Origin of the sequence: Pseudomonas sp. LP_7_YM (assembly GCF_004364435.1) — a bacterium.
GTDB lineage: Bacteria > Pseudomonadota > Gammaproteobacteria > Pseudomonadales > Pseudomonadaceae > Aquipseudomonas.
On record NZ_SOCT01000002.1, the window covers coordinates 560,777 to 584,787 of the forward strand.

A 24,011-nucleotide genomic window follows, 5' to 3' on the forward strand; every position below is an offset into this window, starting at 1 on the left:
ATGACTGCGTACCGCCTCATGGCAGCCCGTTCCCACAGGGCATCGTCCTCTTCCAGACAGTCATACCAGCACCGTCAACCATGCAGACACCACCAGCAGCAGCGCCATTCCCTGATTGAAGCGCTTCATGCTTTGCGCCGAACGGCAGAATTTCGCCGCGCTGACCCCCAGCCAGGCCCAGGTACTCATGCAGGGAATCGACACCAGGAAAAAGGTCAACGACAACCACATCACGCGCAACATGCGATCCGTTTCGGTGCCGGCAAACACGCTGAGCACCGCCAACGCCATCATCCACGTCTTAGGATTGACCAGTTGCAGGGTCGCCGCCCCCCACAGCCCCATGCGCGGCCCGATGGCGAGGGTGTGCGGGTCGATGGCTTGGGCGGGTGCATGGAAAATCTGCCATGCCAGCCAGGTCAGCCAGGCGATACCGATCCAGGCCATCGTGGTTTGCACGCGCCGGTGATGCGCCAGCACATCGCCCAAGCCAGCGCCCACCATCAGCACCAGCAAGGCCGCTCCTGCGCAGCCACCCAGCACGATCGGCAGGGTACGCAGCAGGCCATGGCGCGCGCTGTTGGTCAGCACCAGAATGTTGGTCGGGCCAGGGGTGATGGAGGCGACGAAGGCAAACAGTACAAAGGGCAAAAAGGTTTCCATGAGAGGACTCGGCAGCGAGGGATCATGCAGCGATGATCGCGGCGTGCGGGCTGTCAGTCTGGAACAATTGAGCAGCGCTTGCGGTAGTCGGCGGGCGTCATGCGGTAAGCGCGCTGGAACCAGCGGCCCAGATGGCTCTGATCGGCAAAACCCAGCGCGGCGGCGACGCTGACCGGCAACTCGCCACGGGCCAGCAGGCGACGGGCGCGGGTCAGGCGCAGTTGAATCAGGTAAGCGTGAGGCGCCAAGCCAAAGGCGGCTTTGAAGGCTCGGCTCAAACGGAAGCGATCCACGCCGGTCACTTTTGCCAGATCATCCAGGCCAATGTCCTGATGCAGATGAGCGTGCAGATAATCCCGCGCTCGTTGCGCCACCAACGGCAAGCGTGGATCGGGGTTGACCCGCGTGCGCCAGTGCAGGTGGCGGGTGACGCTCGACAGCAGGTTATCCAGCGCGGTCTGACGCACGATACGTAACTCCTCGCTGTGCATGGCCTCAAAGGCCTGAGCGGTGGCAACGGAGAGACGGCTGTCTTCGGCCAATGTCGCGGCGAAGCTCAGCTGGGCGTTATCCGGGGCCTCTTGGAACTGCGCGCGTAACTCGCGCTCCATCCAATGGGGGTCCAGGTACAACGTGCGGTAAGTGAAGCCCCCTGCCTCCGGTGCATGGCCGTCGTGGATGTCTCCGGGCTCGAGCAAAAACACCTTCCCCGGCGTGCTGTTGTGCTGCTGACGACGACAGTTGAACTGTTGCACGCCCTGTTCGGTAATGCCCACCAGATAGCTGTCATGCCAGTGCGGGTCGTACGCATGCCCTTCAAAATGCGCACGCATCGTCTCGATGCCGGACGCCGCGTCCTGCTTGAGATCGATCCAGTTGCGTTGGGGCATGGGGGCTCCTGATGAGTGTGCGGCAGGTCGAACCGATAGCTGCGGACAGTTACCTGTAACAGCACGCCCAACCTTGCATATGCTATCGGCAACCTGACGCAAGGTCTGGAAGATTTGTGCAGCAAGTGAGCGTAGCGGCGCCTCTACCCGTTAGCCGCCAAAGCGCTGCTGCCCAAGGCGTGGGAGCAAGCTTGCTCGCGATCTGGCGCGAAGCGACAGCAAAACCTCACACCGGGTCATAGCTGGGCGTCGCACTCAGGCTGAGCGCAGCGTTTGACTATCCTTGTTACAAAATCACCGGTTCCATGCGTCGGTCATCCAGCCTCACGGCCCGAACCTACGCGCTCAGTCGCCATCCAACACTGCAATCGTCATTCATTCATACCCATCCCCTGAGGTAAATGATGAACCGCTTTCTGCGACGTCTTGCACTGTTCTCCCTGGCCGGCCTGTTAACCGGCGGCCTGGCACAGGCGGGTGACAGTGCCGCGCAATCCCCGCAGTCGTTGGCTTCGGCCAGCTACCCCAACCGCACCAACAACACGCCCGATAACGGTGCCATCCGCCGCGCCAACCCCAATAGCCGTCAGGGAACCGAATCGATCTCGCCGACCTTGCGTGGGCCGAATCTGAGTCCAGCGCCGCAACGCGCGCCGACGCTGGAAAACGGCGGGATAGGCAATGGTTACCCGACACGGCAGCAGTCGCCGCGTCCTTCCAGCGGCAATGAACGTGGCAGCAACTGAGTCAGCTGCGCACGTATCGGCTGCCTGCGTCAGCTTTCCGGGGCCGCTATTGAGGCCAATGTCCAGCAAAAGGAATCGTCCATGTTGTGTAAAAGCATGATCCGCAAAACCTTGATAGCCGCTGTGTGTGCAAGCGCGTTTTTCGGTGCTTCATGGCAGGCGTCGGCCGCGACCTACAAAAGTGAGGAGGGCACACTCACAGTGGATGAGGTTGTGGGCGGTTTGCAGCACCCGTGGGCAGTGGCGTTTCTGCCTGAGGGCAAAGGCATGCTGGTGACCGAGCGCCCGGGCAGCCTGCGCGTGGTCAGCCCCGACGGTAAGCTTTCGGCGCCGATCTCGGGGGTGCCCCAAGTCTGGGTGCAGGGGCAGGGCGGGTTGCTCGATGTTGAACTGTCGCCCGACTTTGCCAAGGATCGAATGGTCTACCTGACCTACGCTGAGGCGGCACCTGATGGCAAGACCGGCGGCACCGCAGCCGGACGCGGACGGCTTTCGCAGGACATGACCCGGCTTGAAGGCTTTACCCGGATCTTCCAGCAGCAACCCAAACTTTCAGTCGGCAACCACTTCGGCTCACGCATCGTCTTCGACCGGGACGGCTATCTGTTCATCGCCCTCGGCGAAAACAACAACCGGCCCACCGCGCAGGATCTGGACAAACTGCAAGGCAAAATCGTGCGCCTCTATCCCGACGGATCGATTCCTGACGACAACCCTTTCGTCGGGCAGAAAAACGTGCGCCCGGAAATATGGAGCTACGGTCACCGCAATCAGCAAGGCGCCGCGCTCAACCCCTGGACCGGCACACTCTGGACCAACGAGCACGGCCCTATGGGCGGCGATGAAATCAACATCATCGAACGCGGTGCCAATTATGGCTGGCCGATTTCCACCTTCGGCATCGACTACAACGGCCAGCCAATCCCCGAATCCAAAGGCAAGATCGTCGAAGGCGTGACCCACCCGTTCCACGTCTGGGAGAAATCCCCGGCCATCAGCGGCATGGCGTTCTACGACGCCGACACCTTCCAGCAGTGGGACCACAACGTGTTTGTCGGCGCGTTGGCGGCCCAGGTACTGATCCGCCTGGAGCTTAAGGACGACAAGGTGGTGCACGAAGAGCGCTTGCTCGGCGAACTCAAATCACGCATTCGGGATGTGCGTCAGGGGCCGGATGGTTACCTGTATCTGCTGACCGATGAAGAGCACGGCAAATTGCTGAAAGTGGGACTGGCGCAGTAGGAAGCAGCCGGACGCTCATTCAGCCGGTGGCGGCCGCCTTGCCGCCACTGCCTTGCTCGGCCTGCATGGATGCAGGAGCTGAAGTCAGTTTTCGTGGGCAGGCTTTCACAGGTTATTTGTCAATTCGCGCACGCCTGCGCCGACGTAGGTACCCCGAACACGCGGTCGAACAGCCACTGAAACAGCAGCGCATAAAAGAAGAAAAAGACGAATAAACCCAGGTTGGTGATCAGCGCCGCCCACCACGAGATGTTCAACCACCACGCCACCAGCGGCACCAGCATCAGCACCAGCCCACCCTCGAAACCGAATGAGTGCAGCAGTCGCCGGGCAAGGGTTCGGGTCCGCTGTATCTGCCGGCTTTCCCAATATTCGAAGAGGTAGTTGTAAAGAACGTTCCAGCACAGCGCACTGGTCGAGAGCATCAACGACAGCGCTCCGGCATGGGCCAGCCCGTCGTCGTAGGCCAGCGAAATGACCGGTGACAGCACCGCGATGGCGATGGTTTCGTAAAGGATGGCTTGAACCAGTTTGCGCTTACGCCCTTGTAGGGTGCCTTGCATATTGATCTCCGGGTACGTGGCAGTGAGTGTCGATCACGTTAGCAAGCCGCTTGGGCGCTGAAAAATGAGATAAATTGACCCCGCTTCAATTCAATTCATGCAGGGAGCAGCACGTGTTTTCCAATCTCCCACTCAATGCGTTACGCACCTTCGAAGCGGCAGCCCGGCTTGGCAGTTTCAAGTCCGCAGCCCAGGAGCTGTCGGTCACGTCCGCAGCGATTTCCCACCAGGTCAAAACCCTGGAAGTCAGGCTCGGCGCGATGTTGTTTGAGCGCTCCAGCCAAGGCGTGGTACTGACCCAGGAAGGCGAGCAGTTGTACCGCCAGACCCATCGTGCATTGCTGAAGATCAGCCGCAGCCTGGAGAGCTTCGGCCCGGACAGCGCGTCACAAACGCTGACCCTGACGACCACGCCAGGCCTTGCAGCCTCGTGGCTGATCCCTCGGCTCGGCGGGTTTTATCGGGCTTATCCGCAGTTCAGCGTGCGGGTCGATACGCGTAACGAACTGGTCGATCTGCTGCGCGATTCCAGCATTGACCTGGCCATTCGCACCGTCAGTCGCGACGATCCGGGACTGTTCCGGCAGGAATTGATGAACGAGCGTTTCGGCGTATACGGGGAGCGGGGTCTGGTGCGGTCGCTGGACAGCGCAAGCGTGGAATTGATCGACCTGCGCTGGCAGATTCCCGGTGCACTCACGATCAATTGGCAAACCTGGTGCGCGGCAGCCGGCTGCGAAAGCTGGCTTGAGACCGCACGGATTCGGCAGTTCGACGATGAACACTACGCGTTGAGTGCAGCCGTGGCCGGGCAGGGGCTGGTGTTAGCGAGCAATGTGCTGGTGGCCGACAGTTTGCAGCGTGGAGAACTGGTGGCCTACAGACCTGAAATCAATCTGCCTGGCCCACGTTACGTGGCGGCCTGCGTGCCGGGCAGGGAACGGCAGCCACAGGTAAACGCCTTTCTGGCCTGGTTGGTGGAGCAGGCGACGAACATGGCGCTGCCCTGAGGATGCAGGCGGCTTGCACCTTGAAGTGCTTGAGTTCGCCCTGTGCGGTTCAACTAAGGACTCACATCAGCGTTTTCTTACGTTCATAGAGGTTGTATCGAGGTTGTAAAAAATCGGCACAGAACGTAAAAGATGCGCCGACTAGACATCCCGCCTGGAGCTTCATTTTCGATGACCACGCCATACCGACCTGCGGCAGCCTTCACTCGCCGCTTGCTGCCACTGAGCATTGCCTTCGCCTCGCCGTGGCTGGCCGCTCAGGAAGGCGAGCCGCTCACGCTGGACGCAGTGAAGGTGTCGGGTGAGCAGACGTCGGCCTATCAGGTCCAAAGCGCCTCGGTCGGGGGCTTCAACGAAACGCCATTGCGCGATACGCCAGCATCGATCTCGGTGTTCAGCGAGCAGATGCTCAAAAATCAGCAGGCCAGGCTGCTCAGCGAAGTACTGCGCAACGATGCCTCGGTGGGCGACAGCTACGCACCGATCGGTTACTACGAAAACTTCGTGGTCCGCGGTTTTTCCCTGAACGCCGCCAACAGCTATCGCATCAACGGCCGCAGCATCACCGGTGAGCAGAACGTCGCACTGGAAAACAAGGAACAGGTCGAGTTGCTCAAGGGCTTGTCCGGCTTGCAAAGCGGTGTATCGGAGCCTGCGGGCGTGGTCAATTACAAGACCAAACGCCCGGAAGACGTGCGTTCCGTCACGGTCTCGACCAATGAGCATGGCGAGCGCTACATCGCCACTGACGTCGGTGGCTGGTTCGGCAGCGAAAAACAGTTTGGCCTGCGCGCCAACGTCGCTCACGAAGACATCCGCTCCTACGTCGAGCACGCTGATGGCCAGCGGGACTTTGCGTCGCTGGCGTTCGACTGGAACATCAACGATCAATCAACTTTGCAGCTCGATGTCGAATACCAGACCAAAGAGCAGCGGTCGGTGCCGGGCTATCAACTGCTCGGCGGGACCGAACTGCCCCACGACGCCTCGCCACGCAAGTTGCTGGGTTACCAGCGCTGGTCGAACCCGGTGGGCATTGATTCGCTGAACATGAGCGGTCGCTATGAGTACCGCTTCAGCGACGATTGGAAGGCCAGTCTCAGTGCCTCGCGCAGCCGCGTGGTGATCGACGATTACAGCGCCTTCGCCTATGGCTGCTATTACCAGAGCAGTTGCTCAAGCACGCCCGTGACCGGGCACTTCAACAGCGATGGCGGTTACGACATCTACGACTTCCGCAGCCCCGACGACACCCGGCGCAACGATGAAGTCGAGGCCTCCATGACCGGGCGGTTCGACACCGGCTGGCTCAAGCACGAGCTGACCCTGGGCACCAGTGCGTTTCGCCGCACCGTCGACACCCGGCCTTATTTCAGCGAATACGTCGGCTCCGGCAACATTAACCAGGCAACAGAAACCTTCGCGCCCTCCGACCTGCCCGTGGGGCACACCGAACGCCGCCTGGACAGCCGCCAGTACGGCCTGTTCGCCACAGACCGCATCAGTTTCGACGAGCATTGGCAGACGATAGTGGGCGGTCGTCAGGTCCGTCTCGACGAAAAGGCATACAACGAGGACGGCAGCGACAATCGCCATACCCAGCGCTCGGTCTTCCTGCCCCAGGCAGCGTTGATCTACAAACCCATCGACACTGTTTCGTTGTACACCAGCTACAGCAAAGGGCTGTCGCTGGGTGGCACCGCGTCGGTGTTCGACAGCAACATCGGGGACATCCTCGCACCGACGATCTCTCGTCAGCTTGAAGCCGGGGTCAAGTACGACTGGCGGCGGATGAGCTTTAGCGCCGCAGTGTTTCAGACCCGTCAGGCGTATCAGTACTCAAAACCCAACGACGACGGCAGCCTGACGTTCGTGCAGCAGGGCCAGCAGAAGAATACCGGGCTGGAACTGAGCGCCAACGGCTGGCTGACCTCACAGCTGCAGATCGCCGCCAGCGCTGCGGCCATCAAGGCGCGGGTGGAGGACAGCGGCACTGCGGCCTACGAAGGCCATCAGGCGATCAACGTGCCCCGGTTCCGCGGGAGTCTGTCGGCTGATTACAGCCTGCCGATTCCGGGGCTTGCGTTGCTCGGTGGCGTGCAATACAGCGCAAGCAAATCCGCCAACCGCGAGGGTTCGGTGAAGGTCGACGACTACACCGTGTTCAACGCCGGGAGTCGCTACAGCACCCGGTTCGAGGGCTACGACACGGTGTTCCGCCTGACCGTCGATAACCTGTTCGACAAACGTTACTGGCGCGATGTCGGCGAATACCTTGGCGACGATTACCTGTTCCTGGGCGCGCCACGTACTGCACGGCTGTCGGCGACGGTGAGTTTTTGAAACGGTCCGGGGTGCATATTCCATCACGCAAACCAACTATAGGCCTGCGGCGAGCACGTCAATCGCGTCTCGCCAGCGCCTGAGTGAAGAATATGCCCAGCGCCTTTAGCGCGCGGTTTGGTATCAAGCCCGGCGTTTATGCCTTGTGATATGACGCACGTCCGGTGGTCTGCCACGCGCCCTGATTGCTTCAGCTTTGTTATCCTGCGCGCCTTTGTCGCACCTAACTGCCGTTTTAACTGCCAAATGGGGTCTTCCATGACAGCCATTCTTCGACCACGTCCACAACCGATCAGCCGGGGCGACTATAAGACCCTGGGCCTTGCGGCACTGGGCGGGGCGCTTGAAATCTACGATTTCATCATTTTCGTGTTCTTTACGCTGACCCTCAGCGAACTGTTCTTTCCGCCTGAAATGCCCGAATGGATGCGACTGCTGCAGAGCTTCGGGATTTTCGTCACCGGGTATCTGGCACGGCCACTGGGCGGCATTCTGATGGCGCACTTTGCCGACAAGCTGGGCCGCAAACGCGTGTTCAGCCTGAGCATTCTGATGATGGCCTTGCCTTGCATGTTGATCGGCGTCATGCCGACCTACGCCAACATTGGCTACTGGGCGCCGTTGCTCCTGCTGGCGCTGCGTATCCTGCAGGGTGCCGCGGTGGGCGGCGAAGTCCCGAGCGCCTGGGTGTTCGTCGCCGAGCACGCGCCCAGGGGGCGTCGTGGTTATGCGTTGGGGGTGTTGCAGGCTGGGCTGACCTTTGGCTATTTGATCGGCGCGTTGACCGCGACCTGGCTGGCCAGGGTGTTCAGCCATGCCGAGATGCTCGACTTCGCCTGGCGCATTCCGTTTCTGCTCGGCGGTGTATTCGGGGTGATCGGTGTCTGGCTGCGTCGCTGGCTGAGTGAGACGCCAGTGTTCATGGCCCTCGGTGCGCAGCGTGAGGGCAGAACCGAACTGCCCTTGCGGGCCGTCGTGCGTGAGCATCGTCAATCATTGCTGCCTGCCGCCTTGCTCACCTGTGTGTTGACCTCTGCGGTGGTGACGCTGGTGGTGGTCACGCCGACCGTCATGCAGCAGCGGTTCGGCATGAGCCCCAGCGACACCTTCGCGCTGAGCAGCGTCGGCATCGTCTTCCTGAACCTGGGCTGCGTGCTGGCCGGCATGCTGGTCGACCGTATCGGTGCCTGGCGCAGTGTCGTTCTGTACAGCCTGCTGCTGCCTCTGGGCGTCAGTCTGTTGTACGCCAGTCTGGTCATTCAATGGCTGCCGGTGGGACTGGCCTACGCAGTCGCAGGGTTGGCGTGCGGCATCGTGGGCGTGGTGCCCTCGGTGATGGTCGGACTGTTCCCGGCAAACATCCGGGTATCGGGCATCTCGCTGACCTACAACATCAGTTATGCGCTGTGGGCCAGCACGACGCCGCTGGCGCTGATCGCCTTGATGCCCTGGAGTCCGTGGGTGTGCGTGGGTTATTGCCTGATCATGGGCGCGGTGGGTCTGTTAACGGCCCTATTCTTCGGCATGCACAAGGGCATGCAAGTGGACGATGCGCTCCCTGCGCGCTGCGCAAACTGACGGGCGCCGTTAAACGGCGCCTCATGACCGACTGTTCCCCCAGAGACACATTAAACACGGCGCTGTTCGGTCAGGCGCCTTTCTGGTCCCTGAATCATTGACTGCTTCATCAACGTCGCAGGCCTGTAGCCCACAAGTGCAGGCCACGCTCGGGCATATCAGCCTCTTTTCAATCCGCCCGAATACACGTATCCGTTCATTTGTAACTGATCATTGTATTTATAAAGTGCTGCGTTTATTGTCCCGTCCCCTACAACAGAAGTGTCTGATACCTGCGTGAAAATGTTGGGTGCGTTTGGAACGTTTATGCCTGCCCGCTATGTTTGTAAGACCTGCCCAAGGAGTTTTCTATAAAGCTTGTAGGAATAATTACTTTTAGAAGTGCTGCTATTAACCTCGGTAACAGAGGCCCTGTCCTGGTGTGGAGATTTTAAAATTATGCTCAATAAAACCCCATGGATGCCGATGGGTAGTTTAATGCCAGGGATGGCCATGAGAAGAGGTCACTACACGTCTATGCAGGAAAGAGAGCATAAGCGCGAAAGAGCAAACATAACCACGCCGCGTGAAAGTGAAGTACTGAAGCTGGTGCTGCTAGGGTATACCAACAAGGACATTGCCCAGCAGCTCGGTATCAGCGATTACACGGCCCGCGACCACGTTTCGGCGCTGTTGAAGAAGAGCGAAGTAAAGAATCGCGCGCAACTTATGGCATTGCACGTGGCATTGCCATGCAAGCGAAGAACGCGATTGACCCCTACATCTGACGGATTGTATTGCTGATTCGCTTGAGCATAATGGCAGTGCATTGAACGTTCTTTTTGTTTGGCATCGGCATCTTTTCTCCGGGGCTTACCCACAGGTACGAAAATTCAGCGCAAACAACAAGAATTGGCACTGTATTAACAAGGACAAGTTATGGATGGTCCATCACGCGATTGTCTGGCGGCATTGTACGAATTGCGCTCAGGGATGATTGAGCCAATCTGCTGCACCAGAGCGCAGATCAAGCATTCAACAACAAGAAGGAACTACTTAATGACTGGATGCAACCCGAGCGACCTCGATCCTGTATCAAAAGGGTCTGTAATGCTTATCGACCACGGCGAACAGCCGCACATGATCCACTTCCATGAACTGGTTCATGAGCAGGCCGCTTATAGCAAAGAACACTTGTACAACCTGCATAAGCAATGGTTCGGCCCACGCGGCATCTTCGCGAGGGTGGGCGAAGAAATCGCGCAACTGGGCCGTCAGGCGTCGGTACTCGACAGCGTCAGGGAGCTGGAGTCGTCCCAACGCTCGCAAGAAGCGGAGTTGGTTGTGGACTTCGCTCTGGCACAGAGCAATCGTCGAGACGCTGTCCTCAATCCGTTCACGGGGCGTCGGCGCGAAGCGCTGTGTTGCGTGGTATTCGACGAGACAGCGGGTTACACACTGGTGGAGCGGTACGCTGCGTATGAGGCCATACGCCAGAGCGATGCGAGCTTCTTCATCAAGTTGATCGCGACGACTCGCGGTGTCGTGGAAAGACGCATTGTCTTCCGCGGCTTGCTGGAGCACTACGACCGTTTGTTGCCGATTGAAAAGAGCATCTATCCCGACGGTTATCGTGCCGCGCAGCAAGCCCATCTGGACCGCGAGGAACAACTCTATGGACCTTTGGCACTCAATGAGGATGTGGTGACGCTGCTTGAGACGATCTCACCGGTGGATTTGCTCGAGCGGGTTCAGCGCCCGACAGACCCGGTGTTGTGAGGGTGACGTTCGCGCGCAGGTGATGCCGTTCAGTGTGATCTTCATCAGAGAAGCGTAGTGACACCAGACCGCAGCGCATCTGTCCCGGTCTCTTTTTGCCGAATCTGTGTATAGACGTTGCGGTGCCGGATGGATGAAATGTATTCAGGCTCACGCCACAGCCATCAGGTGGGCCATTCCGTCCGTCATCGCAAGGAACGCCAATGCCCGAGTTCTCGAATCTCATCGCCTTTGCCCTCATCTCGCTGGGTATGGTTCTGACCCCCGGCCCGAACATGGTCTACGTGATTTCGCGATCCATCTCACAGGGGCGTAAGGCTGGGCTGATCTCTCTGGCGGGTGTGGGCGTCGGGTTTCTGTTCTACATGCTCTGCGCCGCATTCGGCATTACCGGGTTGGTCATGGCCGTGCCTTACGCATACGATACCCTGCGCCTGGCGGGCGCCCTGTACCTGTTGTACCTGGCGTGGCAAGCCGTCAAACCGGGTGGCCGTTCGCCGTTTCAGGTCAAGGAGCTGCCCCGTGACAGCAATAAACAACTGTTCCTGATGGGCCTGCTGACCAATCTGTTCAATCCCAAGGTTGCGGTGCTCTACCTCTCGCTGCTGCCGCAGTTCATGACCGTGGACAAGGGTGCCAGTGTGCTGAGTCAGTCGTTGATACTGGGCAGCGCACAGATCGGTGTCAGCCTCACCGTCAACACGATGGTAATCATGGCGGCTGGCTCGATTGCCGTTTTCATGACCACTAAGCCCACTTGGGCCAACGTGCAGCGTTGGTTCATGGGCATCGTATTGTTCGGCTTTGCGGTGCGCATGGCAGTTGAAAGCAGGAAGTAGCGAACAGGCTGCCACTGCTCACGTTAAACAAAATGTTTTACCGATCCCTTGCCATACGCGGCGCCATTGGCGAGATTAGCGCCCGAATTCGCGTCATTTCAAAGGATCGGCTGATGCCTCCAAAGCGTTTGTTCTCTCATGTTGCCTTTCTTGCTGCGCTCATGGCGCCTTTCATCGGGCACGCTGCCGAGCCGGTGCATTTGCTGACTGGCACCCTCGGCAAGTCTCCAGTTGTGGTGGAGCTGAACCTGACCAGCCCCGACAGCATCAGCGGGCGTTATTTCTATGAGAAGTACCACAAGGATCTCCCGCTTTCCGGCAGGCTCACCGGGCAGGATCTGACGCTCACCGAAGGCTTGAGCTACGACGATAATCCCCAACTGCCCACTTTACATCTGCACAAGTCAGCCGACTCAACGTGGTCGGGGGAGTGGACCAGCGCCAAGGGCATGTCCTACAAGGTGCAACTGGTGGAAAAACAGATCGCGGCGCCCGATCAGTCGGCAGAGCCCGGCTGGCAGGACATCTACCGGCAATCCGCCTACGACTACCTGCGCCTTAGCCAACTAAAGCTTAAGGCCGATAAAAAACAAACGTTCATGGGGCATGACCTGCAATGGTGGACCGAGCCGGAATCGGGAATCAGCCTGTTCGAAATCACGTCCGGCTATTCACGTGAGCAGGCCGCGCGGATCAATCAGCAATTGCGTTCGCGCTTGTGGCACGAGGTCGTCAGCTATCACGAGTGCCTGCTTGGCGGCAGCCGCATGGGCGGCGATTTCAACCAGTCTGTCAGCCCTGAGCTGCTGACCCCGGGTGTCGTCAGTCTCAACATCTATACGTCCTACAATTGCGGCGGCGCACACCCTGACTTCGGCGATTCGCCACTCAACCTCGACGTGGCCACCGGCAAGGAGCTGACCCTGGAAGATGTGCTCTGGGTCGGTAAAGGCAAGCCATTTCACTACGAGCGCGATGAAAAGAACGGCGTGAGCTTCGAGACCTACTCAAGCTATCGTGGTAAAACCTTCGCCCCCTGGCTGGTCAGCGAACTGCAAGCGGCCCACCCCGATGAGATGAAGAAGCCTGACGCCGAGGACGATTGTGATTACACCGATGCATCCGTGTGGGAATTTTCCTCGTGGCACTTCACCGAAAAAGGCCTCTATCTAGGACCCTATTTCGCTCGCGTCATGCGCGCCTGTGAAGGACCGGATTGGTCTGTGGTGCCGTACAGCGTGATCAAGGCGCACCCCGGCGGGGTGAAGCTGCAATTGCCGGATTGATAGCGCCCAGTGACGATTACCGCTGGCTTTAACGCAGCAGTCGCTGGCAAAAAAGCAGCACCTGTCACTTGCTCCCGGTCACACCCTTGACCACGGCAGCGTGCGCCTTGGCGTCCTTGGCCAGGGAGATCACGTTGATCATTGCGGTGCGTGTGCCGGAGGCGGCGGTGATGGTGGTGCTCAGTACCTTGCCGCCGTCGACGCTGCCTGACGCATCCAACTGACGCAATCCGAGGCCTTTTCGGACGATCTTCTTCTCGCCGAGCTTCTTGAAGTCCTTATAGCTGGACTGCTGCTGAACGAGGGTCTCGGCGATGATGGTGTCCAGCGTCTCGGTGTCATTGGACGGGACTTTCTTGCCGTCCGGCAGCGGGGTTTCGGTGATGATCACCATGCGCTTGGCAGGTTTGTTCATGTACAGCGAGCCGGTGACGCCCGCGGCCTGTGCCTTATCGTCGATCTCTTCCATCGGCCCTTTGACGTAGTCCTTGGGCAGGGTGAAAACGAATTTGCCGCCGAGCATGGTGACTTTCTGCGTGGCAATTTTGGCAGACGCAGGTTTGTGCCGGGCGGATTTGGACGCATGAGCGGTTTTGGAAGCGTTGGCAGAATGCTTGGTTTCAGTCGCGGCATCCGCGACGCCCGCGCCCAGACACACGGACAGTGCAGTGCAGATCACAACTGTTTTCAAATCGAACAAGCGCATTCCTACCTCTTCAGATGCTGATTCATACACAGGGTCTGCATTTTGCCTGAGCGACGTGGTGCGTAGATAGGCTCATGCGGGATGCTCAGACGCAACGTGCCTGTGCGGCCTGGCGGCGCTGGCATACGTTCCTGTTGATCGCCGCATAGTCTTACTGTGATCTGATAGCTGCGTTTGCTTTGGGCTTAAAGAAGAACCGTTTATTAATGCTCTGAACTTTCTTGCGCGCAAAAAAAAGCCGCTGGGGAAGCGGCTGAAGTTTGGAGCTTGGGGCCCCACGTCGGGAGCAACGACGCGGAGAGTTGCAACAACAGAAACACATCAAAGAAACGACAGAGTTACAGCGACCAGCAGATCAGGTGTGCTTGGCGTTCTCCACTTGAGGGTTATAGGTCGAGGCTTGCTGGGCCTTTTCCTGCTCCCTGGTTTTGGCGGCAAAGGCCTGCTCATGCTGTTCGAGGTTCGCTTGCATGGCCTGGTTGCGAGCCACGAACGCTGGCGATTCCTCAGCCATTGCAGGCGAGGTCGCCAAGAAGGACGCGAGGACAAGCGTTACGGCAATACTCAGGGGTTTTAACATTTGAATCAGGCCTCTTGCATAGGCAAGTTCGATCAGGTGGGGCCACTGTAAGAATCCAGAGGCCTTGTATCAAATGAAACCCGAGTAAATATTCTTTAGTGAAAATGTTATGTGCAAGGAGGAATTAATTAGCAGTCGTCAATTGTCGACGACTGCCGTAGTCATGGGTGGCCAGGGCGGCAGGTCAGTCAGGTAAGAATGTCGACTGAGCTACCCTGCGCATGTTCTCACCAACGATACGTCGCCGACGCGATGGCGGTGCGCGGATTGCCGAAGATGCAGCGACTGGCGTCGTAGCAGCCCGAGATGTACTCGTGATCGGTCAGGTTGGTGACATTGAGCGCCAGCTTCCAGGGCCCGGTGGTGTAGTGGGCCGACGCGTCGAGCAGGGTGTAGGACGGCACGTCCAGCGAGTTGTCGGCTGAACCGGGGCTGTGCCCGACATACCGCATACCGACGCCAAAACCGAGGTTTTTCAGCCAGCCATCGCGCAGGGTGTAGTCACCCCATACCGACGCCAGATTACGCGGCACCGGGATGCTGGTTGGCGTGTTGCCCTTGCTTACATCGTTGGCCTTGGTGATTTCCACATCCTGATAGGTGTAGCTGGCGATCAGGTCCAGTTCGCGGCTCAGACTCGCGGTGCCCTCCAGTTCGAACCCGCGCGAACGCACCTCGCCGCTCTGCACGTAGCTGTTGATGTGGGTCGCGTCCAGGTCCGGTGTCAGCACGTTGGTCTGGGTAATGTCGAAAACGGCGGCGGTCACCGATGCGTTACCGCCCTTGGGCTGGTATTTTACCCCGGCTTCATACTGTCTAGCCTTGGTTGGATCAAAGGGCGTGAGGTTGTAGTCCACGCCTGAGTTCGGGGTAAAACCTTCGCTGTAGCTGATGTACGGAGCCAGGCCGTTGTCGGCCAGATACACCAGACCCGCGCGCCCGGTGAATGCCTCGTCCTTTTGGCTGGCGTGTGAGCGGGTGCTCGTCGTCCAGCTGTCGGTGCTGGAGTCCGCCCAGTCATAACGGCCGCTCAGGGTCAGCGCCCAGTGCTCATCGAACTTCAACTGGTCCTGCAGATACAGGCCGGTCTGCCGCTGAATCTGCTTGTTGTAGCTCCAGGTGTCCGCAGTGAATTGCGAGGTGTCGACCGGGGCATCGGCTCCGCCGCCGAACAGGTCCAGATTGCTGGTCAGGATGTACGCTTGCGGGTCTTCGGTGTGCTGGCGTTGCCAGTCCAGGCCGATCAACAGCGTGTGTTGCACAGTGCCGGTGGCGAAATCGGCCTGTGCCTGGTTGTCGATTGTCCAGCGCGAATAGGTCGGGTTTTCAATCCCGGCATAACGTACCAGCGTGCGTTCATTGACCGGTCCTGGATACACCCCGGCGCCATACAGGTTGGCGGCATAGGCGGTGGTCCCGATGCCGTAGACCATGTTGTCGTTCAGGTCCAGGTGCGAGTAACGCAGGTTCTGGCGCACCTGCCAGGTGTCGTTCAGGCGCTTCTCAAATTCATAGCCAAACGACAGCTGAGTTTTCTCGTACTTCTGGAAACTCCGATCCCCGGTGTAGACGTCCCGATGAATATGCCCATACGGGTTGTGAGCCACCGTCCCGGCGGCGGGGTAAAAATTGTCGTCGGGGCTGTTGTCGTCGTACAGGTAGCTGGCGAGCAATGTCAGGCGCGTGTCGTCGTCCGGCTGAAACGTCAGCGATGGCGCCAGCGCCTGGCGCTTGTCCTGACCCGGCATGTCGGCAATGTTCTTGTCGCGCAACACACCCACCATGCGATACGTCCACACACCTTGATCGTCCAGCGGGCCGGTGGAGTCGAAAGCAATCTGCCGCCGCGCGTCGGTGCCGTACTGCACTTGAATTTCATTGGCGGCGATTTTGCTCGGGCGCTTGGAGACCTGATTCACCACGCCGCCGGGATCACCTTGCCCGTACAACACGCCCGCCGGACCGCGCAGCACTTCCACGCGTTCAAGCATGTACGGATCGACCATCCAGCTGGCAAGGTTAATGGTGGTTGGCAGTTGCAGGCTGTCCAGATAGATCGTCGGCGAGAAGCCGCGAATCACGCTGTACCAGTCCGAGCGGTTGTTGACCCCGTAACTGGAAAAGCCCGGCGTATAGCGCAACGCTTCGTTCACCGACTGCGCGCCCTGCGCTTCAAGGCGCTCGCGGGTGATCACCGAAATGGATTGTGGCGTCTCATGAACCGGCGTTCCGGTCTTGGTCGCGCTGATGCTGCGCTGTGCCACGTAACCATCGACGTCGTCCAGTGGCGACTCACTGCCCAGGGTCGAGTTGATCGACGTGCTGTCCAGCGTGACTTCTCTCGGCGTGGAGGGAATGGGTTGAAGGCGATACGTGCCACCAACGTACACCGCTTGCAGACCGGTCCCACTCAGCAAACGGCTGAAGGCCACGTCCAGACTGTAATTGCCGTTCAAACCCAAGGTGCGTTTGCCCTGAGTCATGGCCGGGTCGAATGCCTGGGCCATGCCGGTTTGCTCGGCCAGGCTGTTCAGGGCAGTGCCGAGATCACCGGCAGGAATGGAAAGCGTCTGAACCCGGCTCTGCGCAGCGTCGGGCTGCCCGGCGGCGAGGGCGGTCATGGCGCTGCTGGCAAGCGAAGCGGCGAGCAGGGCGGTTGCAAGCGGATGGCGCCGAAGGGCGAAGCGAGTCATGGGTGATCCTGCGTAGGCGTATGTCTTCAGGTCATGACGGACAGGACGAAAAAAGGGACAGTGGCCTGAACATTTTTTTCTGCCTTCTTTCAGTGATCTCGTTTCAGCCTGTCGGCCTGATCCACAGCACCCAGTCGGTAAAGCGCTGCAGCTTGATCGGCAGATTCGCCTGCAAGGCCTGCAACGCCTTGTCGCTGTCATCCAGCGGGAACACCCCGGACACCCGCAGCCCCTGCAACGCCTGCCGGTCGAAGTGCATCACGCCCTTGCGATAACGCGACAACTCGTCGAGCACCTCGACCAAGGGCCGGTCCTCGACCTTGAGCAGGCCGCGGGTCCAGGCCGCCGGGTCGCCTTTGCCCTGTGCGTTCGGCCCTTCGACATGATCGGTAAACAGCGTTGCCTGTTGCCCTGCCGCAACGCGCGCATTGAGATCGACAACCTCGCTGGGACGCGCGGAAATCGCTGACTCCAGAACTGTCACTTGCGTATGACCGTCCTCGCGCTTGACCAGGAAGCGGGTGCCCAGCGCAGTGACCGTGCCATGCTCGGTGCGCACGATGAAGGGGCGCTGCGGATCCTTCGCCACCTCCACCCACAACTCGCCGCGCTTGAGATCGATCAGCCGCTGCCGTGCATTGAAATGCACATCCACTGCCGAATCACTGTTGAGCTGCAACCGGCTGTGATCGTCGAGCTCGATATCCAGACGCTGGGCAAACCCGGTGCGTTGGTCGGCAAACCAGAGGGGGCCACGGGCGACTCCCTGCCAGGCCAGCAACGCCAAAACCAGTGCGCCAAGGGCAGGGCGCAGGGGGTTGCGTCTTACAGGTGCAAGGGCTTTTTCCAGTGCATTAATAGCGGGTTTGGGAGGCAGCGCATCGAAACGCCCCCACAACATTTCCAGACGTGACCATGCCAGACCGTGACTGGGGTCTGCCGCTTGCCAAGCCTGGAGTGCCAAGCGTTGCGCCGCGTCCATCTCCCCGGAATGCAGCTGCGCCATCCACTCGGTCGCCGCCATCACCGTTTCCCGGGCCGGTTCGGCAACGCTGTTCATGGCTGTTCTTCGTCGACAAACAGCGTCTGATAAAAATGCAGCAGGACCTGCGCGATGTATTGCTTGATCATGCTTGTGGAAACGCCTAATTGCTCGGCAATTTCCGCGTGGGTCAGGCCATCGAGCCGATTGAGCAAAAACGCGCGACGCGGTTTTTCCGCCAACCCTTCAAGCAAGGCGAACACCGATTCGAGCAGCACCAGCGCCTCATGCATCACCTGCGGCCCGGTCGACGCCAGGTCCTCATGGGCCAGCGCCAACTCTGCCAGATACAGTTGCTCCAGCTTGCGCCGCCGCTCGCCATCGATCAGCAGGCGCAATGCCGTTGTCGTCAGAAACGCCCGGGGCTCCTGCAGCGATTCCAGCGCCTGCACGCCCAGCAGGCGCACGAAGGCGTCCTGAGAAAGATCCGCCGCCCGCGCCGAGCAGCCGACCTTGCGCCGCAACCAACCTTGCAGCCACGGCTGATGATCGCTGTAGATCAGACTCAACAAACGATTGCGCGCAGACAAGGCGAAAGAGGGGGCCGACACGGACGCATCTCGAGGTGGGCGGAAAATGAATGCGAATATATTTCATTTGCGAGAGGGTGTCATCCACATCGGCAGACGCTTTGTCGGTATCCGGCCGCGGTGTCGCTGCGCTTACTTCACCGTAATGCGCGCGAATATCGGTCGAACACCCTTACATTTCGGAAAATCCACGTAACCCCAGAAAATACCGCCCGCATTCTTTCCGGTGCGTGCCCGTTTGGTCGCCATCGCCCCAGACAACTCGCGCACCACCGCCACGCCCACCTGCAGCGAACGCCACTGCTTGCACTGCACCAAGGCGTTTGCTGGCAAGGTAAATGAAGCCTTCGAGGGCAGAGGCATTTTGGCCATGGCGAATTTGACTGATGATGCCGTTAAAGAGGGGATTGTACGGCGACTTATCACGTGTTTAATGAGATTTGCTTTTTGCACCCCATGTGCCCGGCTACTGAAGCAGTAAAGTTGCTATAAAGGGGGTTCCATTAAAATGGATACCTCCCCTATGTTGGTTAGTACAGATTCGGAGTGAGGGTACATACAGTTTTACTGAAATGGTTTTTACGAGGAGTTAGCTATGTGCTTCTATGTGGCTGTGTGGTATATGATTTTCTACAACTGCGCGCTCGTTCAAAAAAACAGCGGCGGCTGAGGTTGTAAATAAATAAAAAGTGGTCCTATAGTACCGAATCTGGATTTAATAGCTTTTTTATTTTGATTTCTGTAGTTGTTTAGTCTTTTAAACATTCGAGACGTGTTTTTGGTTGGTCGAGAAGGTTGTGTTTAAGGATCTACCTGTCATGGAGAGAGCTTATGGGAGGCGTGACTTTGAAAGTGGATGACCTGGAAGTTTCGCTTGTTTTCGGCGGTATGTCGCCAGAGCATGCGGCGTCGAGAGCTTCCTTCAGTTTCGTCTATCAAGAGCTTACGGCTCAAAATAGTGGAGTTGCACTCCGTAATATTTATTATGTCGACCTGAACAACCGAATCACCTGTCGACCGTTTAAACAAAATGCCCTCGCGGAAGATTACATGCGGCCCAGCGAGCCGGTTGATTATGCCGCCGCGGCAGACATGATGAGCCGTGACACCGGCTACCTGTTCAATCTCCTTCACGGAAATTACGGGGAAGACGGGCATGTCCAGGGATTGGCGAACCTGCTGAAGCTGCGTGGCAGTTTCGGCCCCGTTTTACCGGCTAGCCTTGCCATGAGTAAGGTGCATATGCAGCGCTATGTCAGCGGTTATCAAAAGATCGTCAAGGTGCCTGATACCGGGGTGGTGACCGATTCTTCAAAGTCGCCAGACACCGCGACTCTCTTGGGGAAATTCGGGGGCACAAAGGTGGTGGTGAAGCCCAATTCCCTAGGCGCATCGCTCTTTACGGAGTGCTATACCGTCACGGAGGCAGAGGTGCCTCGAATCATCGAGAATCTTGCACTTATCTCCAAATACGATGAGCGGGCACTGGTTCAGGCATTCGTGAGCGGAACGGAATATTCGATAGGTTGCGTCCGGCTGGACAACCGCGTGGTGGCACTTGCGGCCGTGCGTATTGACACTGCGCGCGGGTTTTTCGGGCATAAGGAGAAACACAGACAGGGAAACGTGGAAGAGATCCTCGTAGAAGAGGACAGGCCCGTCATATCGCAACTTAAAGCGATGTCGTGTGAGCTGTTCGATGATCTGGGGTTCGCTCATATGTGCCGGTTCGATTATATCGTGACGGGGTGCGACGACATTTATTTCCTGGAGGCGAATCCTATCCCTGGGTTGATGCGCAACAGTATCTTTCCAAAGATGCTGAAAAAAAGCGGAATGTCGATAGCGCAGTTGATCAGGCATTTTAGTTGCCAGGATGCGGTCAAGTTACACAAGCGTTCGGTCTATGATTATTCAATTGATTAAGGAAGGTGCGGGCATGGAGCAGATAGGTTTGATAGGTGGAGTAAGTTGGGTGTCAACGATGGAGTACTACCGTCGACTCAATCTCATTGCTCAGGCAGCGGGTCGCCACAGTTCAGCGAAAATTATCATGCACAGCCTGAACTTCTGCGAGATATTGAAGTTTCAACAGGAAGGTGATGAAGAAGGCGAGTTTCAGATTCTCATACAGGCAGCGACTGAGCTGGAGCGGTCGGGGGCCACGAAACTCTTGATATGTTCCAACACTACGAGCAATACGTGCGACCGCCTGGAGAGTCAACTGTCTATTCCGGTAATAAATATCATTGATGCGACGGTGTCGGCCATCCAGCCGTTCAGGGTTCAAGCGTATTGGTTTGTTAGGAACGAAGTATGTGATGGAACGCGGTTTCTATATTGAGCGCTGCCGCAAGGAAGGCCTGACTATTAAGGTGCCTGGGGCGGTACATCGTGGTGCGGTCCACGATGCCATTTACGACGATTTGTGCCAGTGCAATTTTTCTGAAAGGGCTACACGGGCGGTGAAGGAGGCTATCGATGATCTGCTCAATCAAAACGTCGAGGCTGTGATCCTGGGGTGCACCGAATTGCCGCTGATCGTCGAGCAAATTTCGCCACCGCCGCACGTTGTATTGATCGACTCGATCGACGCCCATATTGCCGCAGCCCTTCGCCCGCGCGGAGCCCAACGTGCGCTAGAGGTGTAGTTATTGTCTGTTATCCAGAGCACTGCATTCTTGACCATTGTGCTATTGGTCACGGCAAGGACCTTGCTCATGCGCAACCTGGCAGCCCAGGTTTCTCCTCAGGCAACCGCTTGGGCGATTGGCGCGGGAACGAGCTGTGTCTGCCTGGTGCTTCTACCGGTGGCGTGGGCCTGCGATGTAGCCAATCTGCCTTCGCTGCTGAATGCAACCGGGATCGCTGCCGGGCTGGCGAAAGGCGTTTTACTGACGCTGCTCATTACCGTCCAGCAGCAGATAATCGGGCGCAGCGTTTCTGCAACGGCCTACGTTTTTCCGGTCGCGGTGGGTGGCATCGCGCTGCTGGATTACACGATTTTCGGCACACAATTGTCCCAAGGTGGCCTGGTCTCCATCATTGTTCTGTTTGCGGCTGGATTGTTGTTCTCGGTGTTCGGGCACTTGAGCTCAATGCCACGCACCGACACCTTGAGGTTCTTCGTCATGGTTGCGGCCGTCATTGGTTTTGCGCTGTGCGACAAAGTGGGAATAGCCAGTGCCGGCTGGTTCAGCTACCTGCTCTATACTGGCATCGGCAACATGCTCTCTGCGAGGATCGTGCTAAAGACATCCTCCCGCCTCAGCCTGTGCCACTGGGTCCTGCTCGCACTGGGTTGGACCGTGCCGGAGCTTTTTTTTAACTTCGCCCTAGCAGGCGTCCTGCCCCTGAGCTACGGCTATTTTGCAATCTCCCTCAGGGTGCCGCTGCTGATGACCATTGCCTTTCTGGTTTACCGAGAGGGCCACGGCAAGAATCAGTTATTTTTTGGCCTGCTGTCGATCCTTGGTACTGCTCCACTGTTTTTCAAATGAGGCCCTACGTGATCAACGCCGTTCCGTATTACAGCCAATGGGAGTCGCGCCAGCGGGTGATTGATTTTATCTCCAACACCCAAAGCGCTCTGGATGACCCGCTTTGGGCCGGTTCTGGCGCCGCCTGCGTCGAAGACTATGCGACATGGGCGCGGCATATCTGCGGCATGGCCTGCTTGAAAATGCTGCTTGCCTGTAGAACCGGGAGGGTTCATCCCACTTTCCAGCTTCTAGAGCTAGCCAAGCAATATGGCGCTTATGTGCTTGAAGGCGATGACATCAAGGGCATGATCTACGCGGCCGCTACTGAAATGCTGAAACATGAGTTTGGAGTGGAGTCCCAAGTCGTCACTGACCTCCAAGCCCACGACATCCCTTCAGTCATCAGCCCTGGCCAGTTCTTCATCGCCTCCGTGCACCCCACGATCCGCTGGCCTGACCGTGAGCCACCCAAAAAAGGCGGGCATCTCGTGCTCGTGACCGCAGCGACCGCCGATAGGGTGATGTTCCACAACTCCTCGGGTGATACGCCAGCGTCGCAAGAGAATGTGGTGATGGGACTGAGGGATTTCGGACGGTATTTCGCGGGCAGGGGGATCTGGGTTCGGTAGTCTGGGAAGGCAAGCTATGCGCGCGTGATTTGCTCGCGATCTGACGCGCAGCGGCAGTACACCCAGGCGACCCGTAATCGCCGATGTACCCGATCCCGATCACCCCAATCGCAAAACCCGAGCCGCCAGTCGCCACCACGAACCTCGCCTTGTGCTCATTGCCGCATGGCCCAGAGCGCGGCCCACGAAGGCGTTCCAAAGCAACCAACCTTGCCGCCACGGCTAATATTCGCTGTTGATGAAACTCCACAAACGGTTGCGCGCAGACAAGGCGAAAGCGGGGGCTGACATGGACGCATCTCGGGGGTGGAGAAAAATTGAATGCGAATATGTCATTTGCGTGAGGGTGTTATCTACGTTGGCAGACGCTTTGTCGGTATCCGGCCGCTGTGTCGCTGCGCTTACTTCACTATCATCGGCGCGAATATCGGTCGAATGCCCTTACATTTCGGAAAATCCACGCAACCCCAGAAAGTACCGCCTGCATTCTTCCCGGTGCGCGCCCGTTTGGTCGCCATCGTCTTTCGACAAAATGGGCATAAGGGCGCCTTGGGTTCAGCGTTGTTCGCAGGGGCTGCCTCGGGGCTTGCCGGTTTGACCGCGGGCGTCGTGATAACGGGCTCGGGCACCCGGTTCGCGTCCTGCGCGAGGACTGTCTCGACTGTGGGGGCTGGACCCTGAGCCTTGGTTTCGACGATCCACTGCCTCAGCACGGCACCGTCGATCAACTGCACATTGCGGCCGGAAGCAAAGGCCCGCGCCGGATTAGTGAATTTCCCACTCGTCACGACGAAACCGCCGACCGCCCCTTCGGCTGCCATCGCCCCATACAACTCGCGCACCACCGGCACACCCACTTGCACCGACCGCCACTGCTTGCACTGCACCAAATAGGTCTCGCCCTGCTTGCGCGCAATCAGGTCTACACCGCCGTCCGGGCCGTTTGCACCGGTTTCCTGCACCGCATACCCGCGATGCCGCAGTGCTTCGCCGACCAACAGCTCGAAGTCGTGCCAACTGATGCTGAGCAGCGTATTGCCGCCGGGAGTTGCGACGGACGTCAGCAGATTGCGCCGTTTACGGCGGCCGACAATCGAATAGATGGCGCCGCCGACGAAAATGATCGGCACAAAAAACTGGGCAAATGTGGCGATGCCGCGCAAGACCGACGCCGTCAGCGCTTTGTCGAAGTGCTGAGGATCGAAGGTCGTTGGCATGGGCGCCACGGCGATTGAGTGCAGCCAGAATGCCGACAGAGCGGCGAGCAGGACGCTGATCCACCAGGGCAACTTGCTGGCGAGGTGAATGAGCGCTTGGAGATTGGAGGTTTTTCGGGCCATGTCCGTGGTCTTTTTCGTCAATCCGTAAAGAGAAGAGATGCAATGCAGCGCCAGCGGCGGGACTGCTGATAAGCGACTGAGCGGCGATGAT

Annotated in this window: 24 protein-coding genes; 14 read left to right on the forward strand and 10 right to left on the reverse strand. The window is 58.5% G+C overall.

Annotation, left to right across the window (positions count from 1 at the left end; all coding sequences use genetic code 11):
• Window positions 1-60: 60 nt before the first annotated feature.
• Both EC915_RS07630 and EC915_RS07635 read right to left on the reverse strand, forming a co-directional pair.
• Window positions 61-663, reverse strand: a complete 603-nt coding sequence (locus EC915_RS07630; protein WP_133749924.1) for a LysE family translocator — start codon at window positions 661-663, stop codon at window positions 61-63.
• Window positions 664-716: 53 nt separating this feature from the next.
• The gene (locus EC915_RS07635; RefSeq protein WP_133749925.1) at window positions 717-1,553 is read right to left on the reverse strand and encodes an AraC family transcriptional regulator; all 837 of its coding nucleotides are present in this window, start codon (window positions 1,551-1,553) and stop codon (window positions 717-719) included.
• 404 nt (window positions 1,554-1,957) lie between these two features.
• Between EC915_RS07635 and EC915_RS07640 the strand changes: the two genes are divergently transcribed.
• The gene (locus tag EC915_RS07640; protein WP_133749926.1) at window positions 1,958-2,299 is read left to right on the forward strand and encodes a hypothetical protein; all 342 of its coding nucleotides are present in this window, start codon (window positions 1,958-1,960) and stop codon (window positions 2,297-2,299) included.
• 96 nt (window positions 2,300-2,395) lie between these two features.
• Entirely contained in the window at window positions 2,396-3,541 is a 1,146-nt protein-coding gene (locus EC915_RS07645; protein ID WP_133750162.1) for a PQQ-dependent sugar dehydrogenase, read from the forward strand.
• Window positions 3,542-3,660: 119 nt separating this feature from the next.
• On the opposite strand, the gene EC915_RS07650 is transcribed toward EC915_RS07645, so the two are convergent.
• A complete protein-coding gene (locus EC915_RS07650) occupies window positions 3,661-4,104 on the reverse strand; it encodes a PACE efflux transporter (RefSeq protein ID WP_133749927.1) in 444 nt (147 codons plus the stop codon).
• 113 nt (window positions 4,105-4,217) lie between these two features.
• Between EC915_RS07650 and EC915_RS07655 the strand changes: the two genes are divergently transcribed.
• The 7 genes from EC915_RS07655 (at window position 4,218) to EC915_RS07685 (ending at window position 12,918) form a co-directional block, all read left to right on the forward strand.
• Window positions 4,218-5,114, forward strand: coding sequence for a LysR substrate-binding domain-containing protein (locus tag EC915_RS07655; protein ID WP_133749928.1), 897 nt, complete (start codon window positions 4,218-4,220; stop codon window positions 5,112-5,114).
• A 171-nt stretch (window positions 5,115-5,285) separates the two neighbouring features.
• Window positions 5,286-7,457, forward strand: a complete 2,172-nt coding sequence (locus EC915_RS07660) for a TonB-dependent siderophore receptor (RefSeq protein ID WP_133749929.1) — start codon at window positions 5,286-5,288, stop codon at window positions 7,455-7,457.
• Between the two features lie 258 nt (window positions 7,458-7,715).
• Window positions 7,716-9,035 (forward strand): MFS transporter, encoded by a 1,320-nt coding sequence (locus EC915_RS07665; protein ID WP_133749930.1) that lies wholly within the window; start codon window positions 7,716-7,718, stop codon window positions 9,033-9,035.
• A 516-nt stretch (window positions 9,036-9,551) separates the two neighbouring features.
• The gene (locus EC915_RS07670) at window positions 9,552-9,818 is read left to right on the forward strand and encodes a LuxR C-terminal-related transcriptional regulator (RefSeq protein ID WP_133750163.1); all 267 of its coding nucleotides are present in this window, start codon (window positions 9,552-9,554) and stop codon (window positions 9,816-9,818) included.
• A gap of 306 nt (window positions 9,819-10,124) precedes the next feature.
• Window positions 10,125-10,793: a hypothetical protein gene (locus tag EC915_RS07675; protein WP_133749931.1), complete on the forward strand. Its 669-nt coding sequence runs from the start codon at window positions 10,125-10,127 to the stop codon at window positions 10,791-10,793.
• A gap of 203 nt (window positions 10,794-10,996) precedes the next feature.
• A complete protein-coding gene (locus tag EC915_RS07680; protein WP_133749932.1) occupies window positions 10,997-11,632 on the forward strand; it encodes a LysE family translocator in 636 nt (211 codons plus the stop codon).
• 113 nt (window positions 11,633-11,745) lie between these two features.
• On the forward strand, window positions 11,746-12,918 hold the full coding sequence (locus EC915_RS07685) for a hypothetical protein (protein WP_133749933.1): 1,173 nt from the start codon (window positions 11,746-11,748) through the stop codon (window positions 12,916-12,918).
• 64 nt (window positions 12,919-12,982) lie between these two features.
• On the opposite strand, the gene EC915_RS07690 is transcribed toward EC915_RS07685, so the two are convergent.
• The 6 genes from EC915_RS07690 to EC915_RS07715 all read right to left on the reverse strand — a co-directional run bounded on the left by EC915_RS07690 (window position 12,983) and on the right by EC915_RS07715 (window position 18,922).
• The gene (locus tag EC915_RS07690; protein ID WP_133749934.1) at window positions 12,983-13,624 is read right to left on the reverse strand and encodes a polyribonucleotide nucleotidyltransferase; all 642 of its coding nucleotides are present in this window, start codon (window positions 13,622-13,624) and stop codon (window positions 12,983-12,985) included.
• Between the two features lie 355 nt (window positions 13,625-13,979).
• A complete protein-coding gene (locus tag EC915_RS07695; protein ID WP_133749935.1) occupies window positions 13,980-14,204 on the reverse strand; it encodes a hypothetical protein in 225 nt (74 codons plus the stop codon).
• Window positions 14,205-14,431: 227 nt separating this feature from the next.
• Window positions 14,432-16,897, reverse strand: coding sequence for a TonB-dependent siderophore receptor (locus EC915_RS07700; RefSeq protein WP_133749936.1), 2,466 nt, complete (start codon window positions 16,895-16,897; stop codon window positions 14,432-14,434).
• 103 nt (window positions 16,898-17,000) lie between these two features.
• The gene (locus EC915_RS07705) at window positions 17,001-17,957 is read right to left on the reverse strand and encodes a FecR domain-containing protein (protein ID WP_133749937.1); all 957 of its coding nucleotides are present in this window, start codon (window positions 17,955-17,957) and stop codon (window positions 17,001-17,003) included.
• Window positions 17,954-18,490: a sigma-70 family RNA polymerase sigma factor gene (locus tag EC915_RS07710; protein WP_133749938.1), complete on the reverse strand. Its 537-nt coding sequence runs from the start codon at window positions 18,488-18,490 to the stop codon at window positions 17,954-17,956. Before EC915_RS07710 ends, EC915_RS07705 begins: the two co-directional genes overlap by 4 nt.
• Window positions 18,491-18,601: 111 nt before the next feature.
• Window positions 18,602-18,922: a restriction endonuclease gene (locus EC915_RS07715; RefSeq protein WP_305955380.1), complete on the reverse strand. Its 321-nt coding sequence runs from the start codon at window positions 18,920-18,922 to the stop codon at window positions 18,602-18,604.
• Between the two features lie 378 nt (window positions 18,923-19,300).
• On the opposite strand from EC915_RS07715, the gene EC915_RS07720 reads away from it, so the two are divergent.
• The 5 genes from EC915_RS07720 to EC915_RS07735 all read left to right on the forward strand — a co-directional run bounded on the left by EC915_RS07720 (window position 19,301) and on the right by EC915_RS07735 (window position 22,580).
• Complete coding sequence (locus tag EC915_RS07720; RefSeq protein ID WP_133749939.1) at window positions 19,301-20,395, forward strand: ATP-grasp domain-containing protein; 1,095 nt, start codon at window positions 19,301-19,303, stop codon at window positions 20,393-20,395.
• Window positions 20,376-20,813 carry an aspartate/glutamate racemase family protein gene (locus tag EC915_RS25170; RefSeq protein WP_256658676.1) on the forward strand — a complete coding sequence of 146 codons (438 nt, stop codon included), beginning with the start codon at window positions 20,376-20,378 and terminating at the stop codon, window positions 20,811-20,813. Before EC915_RS07720 ends, EC915_RS25170 begins: the two co-directional genes overlap by 20 nt.
• Entirely contained in the window at window positions 20,791-21,120 is a 330-nt protein-coding gene (locus EC915_RS25175; RefSeq protein WP_256658677.1) for an aspartate/glutamate racemase family protein, read from the forward strand. Before EC915_RS25170 ends, EC915_RS25175 begins: the two co-directional genes overlap by 23 nt.
• Before the next feature lie 69 nt (window positions 21,121-21,189).
• Window positions 21,190-21,969, forward strand: a complete 780-nt coding sequence (locus EC915_RS07730) for a hypothetical protein (protein WP_133749940.1) — start codon at window positions 21,190-21,192, stop codon at window positions 21,967-21,969.
• Between the two features lie 8 nt (window positions 21,970-21,977).
• The gene (locus EC915_RS07735; protein ID WP_218568071.1) at window positions 21,978-22,580 is read left to right on the forward strand and encodes a C39 family peptidase; all 603 of its coding nucleotides are present in this window, start codon (window positions 21,978-21,980) and stop codon (window positions 22,578-22,580) included.
• A 401-nt stretch (window positions 22,581-22,981) separates the two neighbouring features.
• Here EC915_RS07735 and EC915_RS07740 read toward each other — a convergent pair whose 3' ends face one another.
• Window positions 22,982-23,920 (reverse strand): restriction endonuclease, encoded by a 939-nt coding sequence (locus tag EC915_RS07740; protein WP_133749942.1) that lies wholly within the window; start codon window positions 23,918-23,920, stop codon window positions 22,982-22,984.
• Between the last annotated feature and the right edge of the window lie 91 nt (window positions 23,921-24,011).